The 14794-nt window shown below is 48.3% G+C and carries 15 protein-coding genes; 12 read left to right on the forward strand and 3 right to left on the reverse strand.

Annotated features, from left to right (window positions below; all coding sequences use genetic code 11):
- Positions 1-13: 13 nt before the first annotated feature.
- From D9Y29_RS19420 to rpiB, 7 genes are all read left to right on the forward strand, one after another.
- On the forward strand, positions 14-1204 hold the full coding sequence (locus tag D9Y29_RS19420; RefSeq protein WP_127131331.1) for a choice-of-anchor E domain-containing protein: 1191 nt from the start codon (positions 14-16) through the stop codon (positions 1202-1204).
- Positions 1205-1230: 26 nt separating this feature from the next.
- Positions 1231-1974: a DUF4290 domain-containing protein gene (locus D9Y29_RS19425; RefSeq protein WP_241237989.1), complete on the forward strand. Its 744-nt coding sequence runs from the start codon at positions 1231-1233 to the stop codon at positions 1972-1974.
- A gap of 90 nt (positions 1975-2064) precedes the next feature.
- Positions 2065-3369, forward strand: a complete 1305-nt coding sequence (gene murA / locus D9Y29_RS19430; RefSeq protein WP_127131333.1) for a UDP-N-acetylglucosamine 1-carboxyvinyltransferase — start codon at positions 2065-2067, stop codon at positions 3367-3369.
- A gap of 185 nt (positions 3370-3554) precedes the next feature.
- On the forward strand, positions 3555-4133 hold the full coding sequence (gene gmk / locus D9Y29_RS19435) for a guanylate kinase (protein WP_127131335.1): 579 nt from the start codon (positions 3555-3557) through the stop codon (positions 4131-4133).
- 92 nt (positions 4134-4225) lie between these two features.
- The gene (locus D9Y29_RS19440; RefSeq protein WP_127131337.1) at positions 4226-5509 is read left to right on the forward strand and encodes a hemolysin family protein; all 1284 of its coding nucleotides are present in this window, start codon (positions 4226-4228) and stop codon (positions 5507-5509) included.
- Positions 5510-5663: 154 nt separating this feature from the next.
- On the forward strand, positions 5664-6476 hold the full coding sequence (gene tatC, locus D9Y29_RS19445; RefSeq protein ID WP_277601136.1) for a twin-arginine translocase subunit TatC: 813 nt from the start codon (positions 5664-5666) through the stop codon (positions 6474-6476).
- A gap of 31 nt (positions 6477-6507) precedes the next feature.
- Positions 6508-6960 (forward strand): ribose 5-phosphate isomerase B, encoded by a 453-nt coding sequence (gene rpiB, locus D9Y29_RS19450; protein WP_127131341.1) that lies wholly within the window; start codon positions 6508-6510, stop codon positions 6958-6960.
- 205 nt (positions 6961-7165) lie between these two features.
- Here the strand turns inward: rpiB and D9Y29_RS19455 are convergent, their stop codons facing one another.
- Together D9Y29_RS19455 and D9Y29_RS19460 are read right to left on the reverse strand one after the other, a co-directional pair.
- A complete protein-coding gene (locus D9Y29_RS19455) occupies positions 7166-8140 on the reverse strand; it encodes a deoxyhypusine synthase family protein (protein ID WP_127131343.1) in 975 nt (324 codons plus the stop codon).
- Positions 8141-8275: 135 nt separating this feature from the next.
- Positions 8276-8719, reverse strand: coding sequence for a hypothetical protein (locus tag D9Y29_RS19460; RefSeq protein WP_127131345.1), 444 nt, complete (start codon positions 8717-8719; stop codon positions 8276-8278).
- Positions 8720-9135: 416 nt separating this feature from the next.
- Between D9Y29_RS19460 and D9Y29_RS19465 the strand changes: the two genes are divergently transcribed.
- The 4 genes from D9Y29_RS19465 to asnB all read left to right on the forward strand — a co-directional run bounded on the left by D9Y29_RS19465 (position 9136) and on the right by asnB (position 12879).
- Positions 9136-9729, forward strand: coding sequence for an acyl carrier protein phosphodiesterase (locus tag D9Y29_RS19465; RefSeq protein WP_127131348.1), 594 nt, complete (start codon positions 9136-9138; stop codon positions 9727-9729).
- Between the two features lie 98 nt (positions 9730-9827).
- Positions 9828-10388 carry a DUF2911 domain-containing protein gene (locus D9Y29_RS19470; RefSeq protein ID WP_127131350.1) on the forward strand — a complete coding sequence of 187 codons (561 nt, stop codon included), beginning with the start codon at positions 9828-9830 and terminating at the stop codon, positions 10386-10388.
- Position 10389: 1 nt separating this feature from the next.
- Positions 10390-11025 (forward strand): DUF2911 domain-containing protein, encoded by a 636-nt coding sequence (locus D9Y29_RS19475; protein ID WP_127131352.1) that lies wholly within the window; start codon positions 10390-10392, stop codon positions 11023-11025.
- 12 nt (positions 11026-11037) lie between these two features.
- On the forward strand, positions 11038-12879 hold the full coding sequence (gene asnB / locus D9Y29_RS19480) for an asparagine synthase (glutamine-hydrolyzing) (protein WP_127131354.1): 1842 nt from the start codon (positions 11038-11040) through the stop codon (positions 12877-12879).
- A gap of 42 nt (positions 12880-12921) precedes the next feature.
- Here the strand turns inward: asnB and D9Y29_RS19485 are convergent, their stop codons facing one another.
- Positions 12922-13362, reverse strand: a complete 441-nt coding sequence (locus tag D9Y29_RS19485) for a hypothetical protein (RefSeq protein ID WP_127131356.1) — start codon at positions 13360-13362, stop codon at positions 12922-12924.
- A 289-nt stretch (positions 13363-13651) separates the two neighbouring features.
- Between D9Y29_RS19485 and D9Y29_RS19490 the strand changes: the two genes are divergently transcribed.
- Complete coding sequence (locus D9Y29_RS19490; protein ID WP_127131358.1) at positions 13652-14794, forward strand: cystathionine gamma-synthase; 1143 nt, start codon at positions 13652-13654, stop codon at positions 14792-14794.

Below are 14794 nucleotides of genomic sequence, written 5' to 3' on the forward strand. Positions count from 1 at the left end.
AAAATCAGTACCTATGAAGCACATTTATTACACACTGATCAGTGGGTTCGTTTGTATTTTGGCGTTAGTGACTCCCCTTAATTCCCGTGCTCAATGCAGTACCTGCGCGGGTGGTGTACCAAGTCAGACCATTGAACATACCGTTATACTCGACACCACCACGGCCAGCACCAATACCATTACCTTTCCCATGTTTCCCCCGTCTACCGGCACCCTTACCTGTGTTACCTTTTATGATACCATCAGCCTGGTTGCCACATCAGGCGCAAGGAACCGCGACCCTTATGGAAAGTTCGCCAGATTCCTGCTTTCATTAAGCCCCAATATATCGGGTCATGGGATCAATATCGATGACAATGTAACCAGAACCTATGGTCCAACCTGGCTTGAAGAATTCGGACTCCCCGGCGATTCCACCACCTATGGGCCGGATACAGTGTTCAACGATGCAGCCCATCAGCAAACGATCCCAGGAACAGGAAGTTTTTTAGGCACCGGAAACCTCAATTTCACTTTTGATCTCAGTGGAGGACTATTACCCAATATGGGTGGCATCAATTACAATTTGAGCGTGGTTGGAAAATTATGGGGCAAATTCAGGATTGTATATTCTTACTGTCCCATGATGTCCTTACCTGAAATTTTCCGGCAATTCACTGCTGTAAAGCAATCCGACAATACTATCCAGCTCAGCTGGAGCGTTACTAATGACCAAATATCCAATTCTTATGAAATCGAGATCAGCCATGATGGGCGCAACTTCACAACAGCCGGCAAGGTTGCCAGCCAATATGCTGCTCAGGGTGCTGCAGCAAAATACAACTATCAGTACCTGCCTGATAAAGCTGCTGCAGGCAAGCTCTTCTTCCGCATCAAACAACTCTCTGCTGACGGAAAAGGGCAATACTCTGCGATCCGCCAGGTAGGTATCGGCACAAACGCTCCCATCACTTTCATTACCTACCCCAACCCGGTCAGGAACCAGGTGACCATACAGGCAGACCAGTTGCTCAGAGGAAAATACCTGCTGGAACTGGTTTCAGCCAGCGGACAACAAGTAATGAAACGGACCACCAATGTCAACAACTCAAGCCAGATCATTTGGCAGTTCCCTTCCCAGCCCGCACCTGGCGTCTATTATCTGCGCACCCGGGAACTCGCATCCGGACAAACCGCCAGCTATAAAGTACTGGTGAATCGTTAAATGAAAAAGTTTGTTACATTTGTCCAATGCAAAAAGAAGTTGAAGAAATGGAGTACAATACTACCAGGAACCATTTGATCATGCGTGAATATGGCCGCCATATTCAGAAAATGGTCGAGTACCTCCTGGGTATTGAAGACAGGGAAACCCGCCAGCGTAATGCTTATGCAGTGATCGAGCTGATGGGGTTCCTGAATCCACATTTAAAGAACGTAGAAGATTTTCGCCATAAATTATGGGATCACCTTTTCCTGATCTCCGATTTCAAACTGGATGTGGAATCTCCTTACCCCATACCCACCAGGGAAACATTGAAGGCAAGACCTAAACCGCTTCCTTACCCCAAGCGTTATCCGAAATTCTCTCACCTCGGGAAAAATCTCGAAGTGGTGATCAACAAAGCGTTGAAAGAAGAGAACCCGGAAAAGCGTCAGGGTTTCGCCAATGCTGTGGCCTACTACATGAAACTGGCCTACAACAACTGGCACAAGGAAGCAGTTCATGACGATGCTATCCAGAGCGAGCTGACCAATATCACCAACGGTCAACTCACGTTCACCAATACCCCATATGTTCGGCAGCAACGCCACACTGAAAGCAGGGACCGTGACCGCGGAGGTTATGGCGACTATCGCAATAAACGCGGCGGCGGCAGCGGCGGTGGTGGCGGAAAGAATTTCGGACAACGAGATAACAGGGGCGGCGGCAATAACAACCGCAACGACCGTAACGATCGCGGTGGCGGCAAATTCAAGAAAAGATACAAGTAAGCTCTACTGACATAATTATGAAAAGTTGATCATCCTGAATGATCAACTTTTTTGTTTAACCAGTTCATCTAATCAATACAACCTTAAGCAATGCCTTCCTTTGAAGTAACCGGTGGCAAAAAACTCAGCGGGTCCATCAATCCTCAGGGCGCTAAAAACGAGGCGCTCCAAATTCTCAGCGCAGTGCTGCTCACGCCGGAGAAAGTGACCATCACTAATATTCCGGATATCCTGGATGTGAATATGCTGATAGAGCTCCTGGCAGACATGAATGTGAAAGTGGAAAGACCGCAGCGCGATACCTGCATCTTCCAGGCTGATGATATCAATCTCGACTACCTGCACAGTGAAGCATTCCGCAAAAAGAGCGGACAGCTCCGCGGCTCCGTGATGTTCGCAGGACCACTGCTGGCTCGCTTCCGCAAAGCCTTCATTCCAAAACCCGGTGGCGACAAGATCGGTCGCCGCAGGCTGGACACACATATCATCGGTTTCGAAAAACTCGGCGCCGAATTCACGTATCATGCTGAGGACGGTTTCTTCCATCTCAACGCACCCAATCTCAAAGGCACCAACCTCCTGCTGGATGAACCTTCCGTAACAGGAACAGCCAATATCATCCTTGCAGCAGTGATGGCCAAAGGCATTACCACTATTTACAATGCAGCCTGCGAACCTTATGTGCAGCAGCTTTGCCGCATGCTAACGCGCATGGGCGCCCGCATCCAGGGGATCGGCAGCAACCTGCTCACCATCGAAGGCGTGGATTATCTCGGCGGAACCGAACACCGCATGCTCCCGGATATGATCGAGATCGGCTCTTTCATCGGCCTCGCAGCTATGACGCAGAGCGATATCACCATCAAGAATGTTGGTCTTGAAAATCTTGGTGTGATCCCGGACAAATTCCGCCAGCTCGGTATCCATATGAATTTTGTGGGCGATGATATCCATGTGCCCGCACAGGACGTTTACGAGATCCAGACATTCCTCGATGGATCAGTGCTTACTATCTATGATCATCCCTGGCCCGGCTTCACACCGGACCTGCTCAGCATTGTACTGGTAGTAGCCACACAGGCCAGAGGCTCCGTACTCATTCATCAGAAAATGTTCGAAAGCCGTCTCTTCTTTGTTGACAAACTCATAGACATGGGTGCACAGATCATCCTCTGTGATCCACACCGGGCCGCAGTGATAGGGCTCGGCAGGGAACAGCAGCTAAGAGGTATCACCATGAGCAGCCCCGATATCCGCGCCGGTGTATCATTGCTGATTGCGGCATTGAGCGCAGAAGGCAAGAGCACTATCCAGAACATCGAGCAGATCGATCGCGGCTATCAGCATATCGATGACCGCTTACGCGCACTGGGCGCTGATATTATAAGAATTTAGGTACACCTGTTACTCAGTTTGTGGCAGTCGCTCGCCTCCCGGCGAGTAACTTGTGTTTAGTCGCCTCCGGCGACGCGGTGTTCGCCGGAGGCGAACAAATATAAGTCACTCGCCGGGAGGCGAGCGACTGGCACCCACTGATTATTTCCCCGCTTTTCGTTTTCTTTGCAACTTTATACCTCTATATGGCCTTTGATCCGCACAATAAGATCATCATCATCACTGCCCCCTCCGGTGCTGGAAAAACATCCATCACTCACCATTTGCTGGAAAAATTCCCGCAACTCAGTTTCTCTATTTCAGCTGCTACCCGCAAACCGCGCGGCAATGAAAGGGATGGTGAGGATTATTATTTCCTCAGCGAAGAAGATTTCAACCAGAAGATCCAGAACCAGGATTTCGTGGAATGGGAAATGGTGTATGAAGGAAAATATTACGGCACACTCAAATCAGAACTGGAAAGGATCTGGAAGAACAACCAGGTGCCCGTGCTGGACATAGACGTGAAAGGAGCCATCCATGTACAACAACAATACCCCGAAACCACCCTCTCACTTTTCATTGAACCGCCTTCCGTGGATGAACTGAAGAAAAGACTACAGAGCCGCGGCACCGAAACAGAAGAAAGCCTGGCTGCCAGGGTGAATAAAGCCTCATACGAGATCTCTTTCAAACATCATTTTCACCGGATTGTTATCAACGACCACCTGCCCAGGGCCAGGGAGGAAGCAGCAGGAATAATTCAGGATTTTCTGGACCTGTAGAAACTATTTCAAGCATAACAGCGTTAGAATCCGGAGGGTATATATTTATTTTATGTAATACCCCTGGCTTTTTTTATATTCGTATACCAGGTATGAGTCTAATTGTAATCCTCGTCATATGCTTTGCGATACTTGCTATCGCTTATTTTTCCGGAATTGAAGTGGCTTTCACTTCAGCAAGCCGGCTGAATGTGGAACTGAAAAGGACACAGGGCGCCAGTGGCATTGCGTTCCTGAGCAGCCTATACGACAATCCTTCCCGCTTTATCGGCACCAATATCGTTGGTTTCAATTTATGGCTGGTGATCGCCGTGCTATCCGGTAGCGCCGGATGGAGCCTGATGATAGATTCTTTCCAGCTCTCCAAAGATTTTGTTGACTCCTTTGCATGGCTGCGTGTGATCATCGAAATACTGCTTTCCTGGCTCGTTGTGATCATTTTCTGCGAATTCATTCCCAAAGCTATTTTCCGCGCAAAGGCAGACAGTGCACTTTCTTTTTCAGCACGCTCGGGCCTTCTCGCTTTTTCGGATGGCCTCTTCCATTGGGTGGCCGATGCCTTCTCACGCTTATCTATCTTCATCCTCAATGTGATCTTCGATATGAGGATCGATAAGAAAAAAGAAACTTTCTCACGCTCGGACCTGGAGCATTTCGCACAACAGAGCTCAGATCAGCATAGCATGGAACACCAGGACCTGAAGACCGAACTCTTCAGGAATGCAGTCAGTCTGCCGAAAGTGAAGATCCGCGACTGTCTCGTGCCACGCAAAGAGATCGTAGCCGTGGATTTGAACACGCCAATGGAACAGGTGCGTGCACAATTCATAGACACCAAACTGAGCAAACTGGTGGTATATGAAGGGAATATCGATACCATCGTGGGCTATATCCATCAGCTGGACCTGTTCAAAAACCCGTCAACCGTGAAACAGATCCTCCTGCCGATCCCTGCGATCCCGGAAAGCATGAGCGTTACCGATCTTATCAACAAGTTCACGCGCGAAAGAAAAAGTATCGCCTGGGTGGTGGACGAGTTCGGTGGCACAGCCGGCATCGTTACCATGGAAGACCTGCTGGAAGAAATTTTCGGCGATATCCGCGACGAATACGATACGGAAGAATTCGAAGAGAAAAAGATCTCCGATGATGAATATATTCTCTCAGGACGCCTGGAGCTGGACCATCTGCGTGAGAAATACGGATTGCAGTTCCCAGAAAACGATTCAGAGACCCTTTCCGGCTTCATTATCCACCAGCATGAGACCATCCCCAGGCTGAAAGAACGTATAATAATCGGGCATTATGAGTTTGAAGTATTGAACGTCAGCGATACCCGTATTGAAATGGTCCGCCTCAAGATCCTCAAGATTTAATGCCTTCACTGTTGATCAATCACCACTGATTAACAGGTTTATTGCAGATTCCTGTGCTAATACCCTTAAATTTGCCCCGCTTTTCAGTGTTGATCAGCGAACTTAATCGATGGCACTATCATTTTTAAAAAAGAGAGCATCAGAAGAAAGTGAGATGACCTTTGTGGATCATCTGGAGGCACTGCGCTGGCATATCATGCGATCATTGCTCGCAATCATTGCCGGGGCAATCGTGATGTTCGTGTATATCGACTGGATCTTCGATAACGTGATCACCGCCCCCCTGCAGGCTAATTTTATAACCTATGTCCAGCTATGTAATCTCAGCCACTGGATAGGCGCAGGAGATGCGCTTTGCCTACCCCCTCCAAAGGATGTAGAGATGCAGACCATCACTTTCGGCTCGCAGTTCATGAGCAGTATCACTATTGCCATTGCCGGAGGTTTCATTCTTGCCTTCCCCTATATTTTCTGGGAGATCTGGAAATTCATCAGGCCTGCACTGACGCCAAAGGAGCTGAAATCCACCAGGGGCGCCATTTTCTGGGTAAGCCTTTTCTTTTTCCTGGGGGTAGCATTCGGTTATTTCCTGCTCGCCCCTTTCACATTCAGCTTCCTGCTGAACTATACTATCGGCACCAAACACTTGCTGGTGGCCCGCCCTACGCTGGCGGACTATATGGAGAACCTCGTTGATATCATCATCGGTTCGGCCATCGCATTCCAGCTTCCCGTTGTTTCTTATGTACTCACCAGGATCGGACTGGTAACACCAGCATTCCTCAGAACTTACCGCAAATACGCATATGTGGCCATTCTTGTGATTGCAGCCATCATTACGCCATCGCCCGACTGGATGAGCCAGATGATCGTGTTCCTGCCGCTCTGCGCATTGTATGAGTTCAGCGTTGTGATCTCTGCACGCGTGTTCAAAAGACAACAGGAGAGAGATCAGAACTGGGATTAATCCATAACAAAGCAACTTTTCAACTTGTCATATGTCTTCATTCAATCTTACATTACCAATAGCCATCGGTTGCGACCACGCGGGCTTTGAATACAAAACAGCTATTGTAAAATGGCTGAATGAAAAAGGTTACCAGGTGACCGATATGGGCGTTTATGAAAACAAATCAGTTGACTATCCTGATTATGCGCATCCGGTTTCCGATGCAGTGGAGAAAGGGGAAGTAGCCTTCGGCATCCTCATCTGCGGAAGCGCCAACGGCGTTGCCATCACAGCTAATAAACATCAGGGGATCCGTGCCGGGCTTGCGTTTGAGACAGAAGTGGCCAAACTTATCCGGCAACACAACGATGCCAATGTGATCTGTATCCCTGCACGTTTCGTAGCGCTGGATTATGCCATCAATATGGTGAACCTGTTCATTGAAACGCCATTTGAAGGCGGAAGGCACCAGACAAGGGTGAATAAGATCGCTTGTTCTTAACCGATAGTTAGCTTTAGAAAAATGAAAAATGCCAGGCTTTTACAGTCTGGCATTTTTCATTTCGGTGTGCCCAGTCGCTCGCCTCCGGCGAGTGACCTTTATTTAGTCGCCTCCGGCGACGCAGTGTTCGCCGGAGGCGAACAATTAGAAGTCACTCGCCGGGATGTGAGCGACTGGTGGCAGCCAACAAAAAACTTAACAACGCTTACCAGCCGAGCAGGTAGGCGAATATCAATGGAGCTACAATGGTAGCATCGCTTTCAACAATGAATTTGGGCGTATGAATGTCCAGTTTACCCCATGTGATCTTCTCATTGGGCACAGCGCCGGAATAAGAACCATAAGAGGTAGTGGAATCGGAGATCTGGCAGAAATAGCTCCAGAACGGAACATCATGCCATTCAAGGTCCTGGTACATCATGGGCACAACGCAGATTGGGAAATCACCTGCAATACCGCCACCGATCTGGAAAAAGCCTACTCCTTTGCCACCGCTGTTCTGACGGTACCAGTCGGCCAGCCAAACCATGTACTCGATACCGCTCTTCATGGTAGTGGCTTTCACTTCATTCTTGATCACGTAAGAAGCGAAGATATTGCCCATGGTGCTGTCTTCCCAGCCCGGAACGATGATGGGCAGGTTCTTTTCAGCAGCAGCGATCATCCAGCTGTCTTTCGGATCGATCTCATATCCATCCTCCATCACTTTGCTAAGTAGGAGTTTGTACATGAATTCATGAGGGAAATATCTTTCACCTGCTGCATCTGCATCTTTCCACAATTTGGCAATATGATGCTGGATCTTGCGGAATGCTTCTTCTTCGGGGATGCAGGTATCTGTAACGCGGTTCAATCCTTTTTCGAGCAGTTCGAACTCCTGCTCGGGAGTAAGATCACGGTAATTGGGAATGCGTTTGTAATGCGTGTGCGCCACGAGGTTCATGATATCCTCTTCGAGGTTGGCGCCTGTGCAACTAATGATTTGCACTTTATCCTGACGGATCATCTCGGCCAGTGAAACACCCAGCTCTGCTGTACTCATGGCGCCGGCGAGCGTCACCATCATTTTTCCTCCTTCCAGTAAATGGGTTTCATAACCTTTAGCAGCATCCACCAGCGCCGCCGCATTGAAGTGACGGTAGTGATGCTGGATAAATTGTGAGATAGGTCCTTTACTCATGATCTATTATGATTGGTTTTATGGCGGCAAAGTTAACATAAATGGGAGAATGATCGCCGCCAAAACAAAAGTCCTCCCGCTGATGCGAAAGGACTCATCTTTCCAACTAAAACCAACTAAAACTGAGTTGAGCGCTTAGGAGGCTTTTTGCTTCCTGAACGTTTGCCAGCCCTGCACACCGCTTGATTTCAGAATGATCGTCTGATCCGGATTCTGCAGGGTAATATAATAATCTGTACTGTCGTCGGCGGAGATCTCGAACAAATCTGTGATCCAGTATTCCTGGTAGTTCTTCTTCAGGTCTGCCAATAATGAGATAGGCAGCTGACCAGAAATGATATTCCTTGTTACCGCCACCAGGTTACCCGTTTCCTGATAGTATGCGAACAAAACCTGACCGTTCAAACGGAATGTAGCTTTCAGAACGGTTTTACCAACTTCCCAGTTTACATCCTGAGCATCTGCAAATTCCTTGTTGAAAGCGCGGAGAACATTTTCATTTACTTCTTCTCCTTTATGGGCAAAGCTGCTCAAAGCAACCATCATTGTGAATACGCCCATTAAGACTAACTTTTTCATTGTTGAATGATTATATAGATTGATTGTACTGACGTTGTTTATCGGGTGGATACCGGACTATAATATTTGACGCAGGTCCGGATACTTTGTTACAGGATCGCTCAAAAAAGCCTTCGGTGAAAACGCTGCACCTGTCCGGATGAGCAACACAAAATTAATCCGTAAAATCAGTGCGCATAGCTAATATTGACCAATGGCAGAATACGGCACAAATACAACCCTCACCACACCACGAAATTGTTCCCTGCGGATTTAAAATCCTCCGAAATCAGCGCCCACACTCATATTGCTCCGATTCGCCAACTTTCTCCCAATGTGTAGTTAAGCCAACGTTAAATTGGAAGACAGTTACCGTTTATCATTTCGGTGGCGCCTCACCGGTTTGGAAAGCCATTCAAAAAATGGTAAATTGTTCTGTGAATTTTTTAGCCCACGCATACCTCTCTTTCGACCGGCCGGATATCCTCGCCGGTAATATGATCAGTGATTTTGTAAAAGGAAAAAAGAAGTTCGGTTATGCCACCGGCATCCAGAAAGGCATTGCCCTTCACCGCGATATAGATGCCTTTACAGATGCACATCCTGCCACCCGTGCAGCAGCCGGCCTCTTCAGACCAGTGTACAGATTGTATAGCCCTGCATTCATCGATGTAAGCTTTGATCATTTCCTTGCCAATGATCCTACCATCTTCACAGAAGAATCGCTCTTCGATTTTTCACAACAGGTTTACCAGACGCTGGAGAGACGATACGCCATTCTCCCTGAAAAATTCCAGGGTATTTTCCCTTATATGCAGTCGCAGAACTGGCTCTTCTTTTACAGGCAACGATCCGGTATCGCACGCAGTTTTGAGGGATTGGTGAGAAGATCCGCCTGGCTCACGGATTCCGGACCTGCATTCGATATCTTCGAATCCCATTATACCCGGCTGCAAGAATTGTACAACCAGTTCTTTCCGGCCCTGAAAGCTTTTGCCGCCGGAAGACTGCTGCAACTGGACGGTGAATAGCATTACCCAACCGAAAGTCAGTAGCCGCTCGTACTTTAGATAAATAATTTTCCGCCTTTAAACTGTTATTTTTGCGATTCAAATCAATGCTATCAGGTATGAAGTACAAGATGATGATGTTTCTTTTGTGCGCTGGAATTATAACCGCTTCCGCCCAAACCAGGCCCCCTGCTGTAGACAGGTCCCCCATGGACATGAGCTACTACCCATGCAATTACCCCGTTTTACGCATCCAGAATAAAGTTGCCGAACCGCTTTGCGCCCGCGTGGTGTACAGCAGGCCACAGAAAAACGGCAGATCAGTGTTCGGTGACCTGGTGGAATATGGTAAGATCTGGAGACTCGGCGCCAATGAAGCCACAGAAATTGAACTTTATAAAGACGCAATGGTCAAAGGAAATAAATTGAAAAAAGGAAGGTATACCATGTATGCCATCCCCACTCAGGATAAATGGACCGTTATCTTCAACAGGGAAACCGATATCTGGGGCGCATTCCAGTACAATCAGGCAAAAGACGCACTGCGTGTGGAAATCACTCCGGAAACAACACAGGACCCTGCTGAAGCATTCACCATGGTTTTCGAAAAAGCCAATAGCGGCGCTAATCTCCTCGTTATGTGGGATGCCGTGAAAGCTTCCATACCTTTTACATTTTAATATGTTTGCAATCCGTTCTGATATCTTTTTCATTGCCCTGCTTACCGGCAGCCTCCTGAGTGCTTGTGAAACCAAACAAAGCAAAGGAAGCAATACCGTTACCGTTAATCAACACCCCGCAGGCAATGCCGCCGACCGTCTTGCCCAGGCAGGAATGGACAAGAGCCCGATGGACATGGCTTATTTCCCGGCTGAATATCCAAAACTGAAAATGGCGCATCCCAACCTGGAGCCGCCCATCGCCAGGGTGATCTTCAGCAGGCCACAGAAAGGCGGCCGCACTATCTTCGGAGAAGTGGTCAAATATGGCAGCATCTGGAGAATGGGCGCCAATGAAGCCACTGAACTGGAATTCTTCAGAGACGTTACCATCAACGGCAAAACCGTACCCAAAGGGCGTTATGTGCTCTATGCCATTCCCTGGGAAAATGAATGGACGATCATCTTCAACAATGATCTTTACACCTGGGGACTTAAGATAGATTCCTCCAAAGACGCTTTCAAATTCAATATTCCCATCGCCAGGACCAACTTTCCTTTCGAAGTGTTCACCATGGAATTCGTGCCCGTGGAAAAAGGAATGCAACTGGTTATGGAATGGGATAGCGTAAGAGCAATACTGCCTATTAAGTATTAACTTGTTGCCATTATGTGTGGCATCGCAGGTATCTTATCTTCCAATCCTTCGCTGGTAAGCCTTAACAGGCTTCAACAGATGAGCGCTGCCATTGCGCACCGCGGCCCTGACGGAGCCGATATTCGTTTATACAACAACGGTAGTGCAGGGCTGGCCCATCGCCGTCTGGCCATCATCGATCTCAGCCAGGCCGCCGCTCAGCCGATGGAATACCTGCAACGATATCATATCGTGCACAACGGCGAAATCTATAATTACAAAGAACTCAAACAAACCCTTCAGCAGAAAGGATACCAGTTCTCTTCACAATCCGACACGGAAGTGGTCCTCGCTGCATTCGATTGCTACGGCCACCAATGCCTGGAACAATTCGAAGGCATGTTTGCCTTCGCCATCTGGGATAGTAAAGAACAACAACTCTTTGCTGCCAGGGACCGCTTTGGAGAGAAGCCCTTCTTTTATTACAAAGATGATGATCAATTCCTTTTCGCCAGTGAAATGAAAGCCCTCTGGGCTGCAGGCGTGGAAAAGCAGGTAGACGAACAAATGCTGTACAACTACCTCACACTCGGATACATTCAGCATCCCGGCGATCCCGCCAGGAGCTTTTACAGGAATATTGCTCAACTACCTGCAAGGCATTACCTGGTCTATGATCTGCCTTCGCAATTGCTTTCCATCCACCAGTACTGGGATATCGATGCGCGGCAAACAGATCATTCCATCACAACCGAAAATGCGATTGACCGTTTCCGTGAGTTGTTCACGCAATCTGTCAGCAACAGGCTGAGAAGCGATGTTGCCGTTGGCACTTCTCTCAGTGGCGGGCTCGACAGCTCCTCTGTACTTGCCACTGTTTGCGAACTCACCAATACGCCCGTACATACTTTCTCTGCTGTTTTTCCGGGATTTGCAAGGGACGAATCGAAACATATCAACACGGTAGCTCATCAGCTTGGCGTAACACAACACAATGTGCAACCTTCCGCAAGCGATATGCTGAATGAATTCGAGAAGGTTTGTTATCACCAGGAAACGCCTTTTCAATCTTCGGGGACCATTGCCCAGTTCAAAGTATTCCAGCTGGCGAAACAGCATGGAGTGACTGTACTGCTGGATGGACAGGGTGCGGATGAAACACTGGCCGGTTACCATAAATATTACCAGGGATTCTGGCAGGAACTGGGCAGGAGCAACCGTTCGCTGCTGCAACAGGAAATGCAGGCTACAAAAGAATTGGGCATCGTTGTTGGATGGGGTTGGAAAGAACAACTTGCAGGAAAGTTCCCATCTTTTGCTTCAGCCTTTCTCCTGAAATCAAAAGCGAGAAAACAACAATACCACCCCCACCTTGCGCCGCAATTTGTGGAAGCATACGGTCAATCGCATTATGCCCGCCCGTATATCGATTCATTGAATGGCATGTTGTACTACAACAGCTTTCTCAACGGACTGGAAGAACTGCTTCAATATGCAGACCGCAATTCCATGGCGCATGGTTGTGAAGTAAGACTTCCTTTCCTCCATCATCAACTGGTGGAATTTATTTTTAGCCTCCCTTCCACACTCAAGATAAGAGATGGCTTTACCAAGTGGATCCTCCGGAAGACCATGCAATCGAAACTACCTGATTCAATTGTATGGAGAAAAGATAAAACCGGTTTTGAAACGCCGCAACAACAGTGGATGCAGCTGTCCGATGTGCAGGACTTTGCGCAGGAAGCCAAACGGACTTTGGTGAACAGGGGCATTCTTCAGCCTGCTGTCTTACATAAAAAAATTCAGCCGCTGGAAATCCATGCGGCTGAAAATTTCGACTGGAGATATCTGGCGGCCGGTACGTTGTTGAGATAGATAGACTTAATCGGCTGAGAGGTACGCACTAGCCAGGCCAGTTTATCCCTTTTTGTATCTCTCGTACACACTGGAGTTGCCTGAATCGTCAACTTTGATGGTTGTCCACCATTTGGCGTCTTCCATCTTGATGTAGTAATTTACTTCACCATTGGCGTTGATCTCAGTTACTCCGAACAATGTTTTTTTGGGATGTGATTTCTTAACCTGGTTGAGGATACCGATCGGTAACAGGTTAGGGGTATAGTAGCGGGTAGAGCCCAGCATATTCCCGTCTTTATCGTAATTCACTTTGGCGCGGACCTTACCGCTCACAAAGCTTACGGTGTAATAATTTTCGTATTCCGCCCATTTTACCTCTTCGGCGTTGGAGAATGTTTCATTGAATGATTTCAGCACTTTCTCGTTGGGGTCTGCTGCTTTGTAGGCGAAGGCTGCAACTGAGATCAGTGCAGTGCAAAGGATGAAGAAAACTTTTTTCATGGCTATACTTTTTTTATGGGTGAACTATGTTGATCAGATTCACGACCCAAAAGTAATAGCATCCATAACCGAAGTCAAGTAAATTGGTACTGGCGGGAGCCACATGATAAGCAATACGAAGAATTTCGCAGATGTACGCAGTGTACGGTTTAGGACGAGAGGCTTCAAATGCAGACCCACTCAGTGTTTGCAAAATGTTACAGGGTATCCGGGAAAGGCAGGTTAAGCTTCTGTTAAACTGGAAATCCGGCTTTTATTCTGCATCTTTGTAAACCAATTCTGAAAATCTATGAAGCTCGCAACTAAATTCATCCATGCCGGAACTGAACCGGACCCGTCAACCGGCGCCATCATGACGCCCATCTATCAGACCTCTACATATGTTCAGGAAGCGCCCGGCAAAAACAAGGGGTATGAGTATGCACGCTCGCAGAATCCCACCAGGCACGCGCTGGAAGAAGCACTGGCAGTGATAGAGAATGGAAAGCATGGACTGGCTTTCAGCAGCGGCGTGGCAGCTACCGATGCTGTGTTGAAGCTGCTGGTGCCCGGCGACGAAGTGGTTGCAGGCAATGATATGTACGGGGGCACTTACCGCCTGTTCACGAAGATCTATGAGAAAGCTGGTATCAAATTCAGCTTCGTGGATATGACAGACACTACCAATATCAGCAAGGCCATCACTGCCAAAACAAAGCTGATCTGGGTTGAAACGCCCACCAATCCTTTACTCAACGTTACAGACATCGCCGCAGTTGTTGCCATTGGCAAGACTGCAAAAGCGTTGGTTTGTGTAGACAATACATTCGCTTCACCTTTTCTGCAAAACCCACTTGATCTGGGTGCAGACATCGTGCTTCATTCAGCCACCAAATACCTCGGCGGCCACAGTGATGTGATCCAGGGAGCACTCGTGATGAATGATGATGGCTTGCGCGAGCAACTTTACTTTATCCAGAAGAGCTGTGGCGCTGTGCCCGGCCCGATGGATTGCTTCCTCGTACTGCGTGGTATCAAAACCCTGCACGTCCGTATGCAGCGCCATTGCGAGAATGGGATCAAGATCGCCAACTTCCTCCGCAACCATCCGAAAGTTGGAAAAGTGTACTGGTGTGGATTTGAAGACCATCCCGGCTATGCCATCGCCTCTAAACAAATGCGCGGCTTCGGCGGCATGATGAGCTTCACGCTGAAAGACGACAGTGTAGCAACTGCCACCAAAGTGCTGTCATCCACCAAACTCTTCTCCCTGGCGGAAAGCCTAGGAGGCGTTGAATCGCTCATCAATCACCCCGCATCCATGACGCACGCCAGCATTCCCCGAGAAGAGCGCGTGAAGAACGGCCTGTCCGATTCCCTCATCAGATTGAGTGTGGGCATCGAAGACGCGGATGATCTCATCGAAGACCTCCGCCAGGCAATTGAAGGATAA

The organism is Pseudoflavitalea rhizosphaerae (genome assembly GCF_003991355.1).
GTDB lineage: Bacteria > Bacteroidota > Bacteroidia > Chitinophagales > Chitinophagaceae > Pseudobacter > Pseudobacter rhizosphaerae.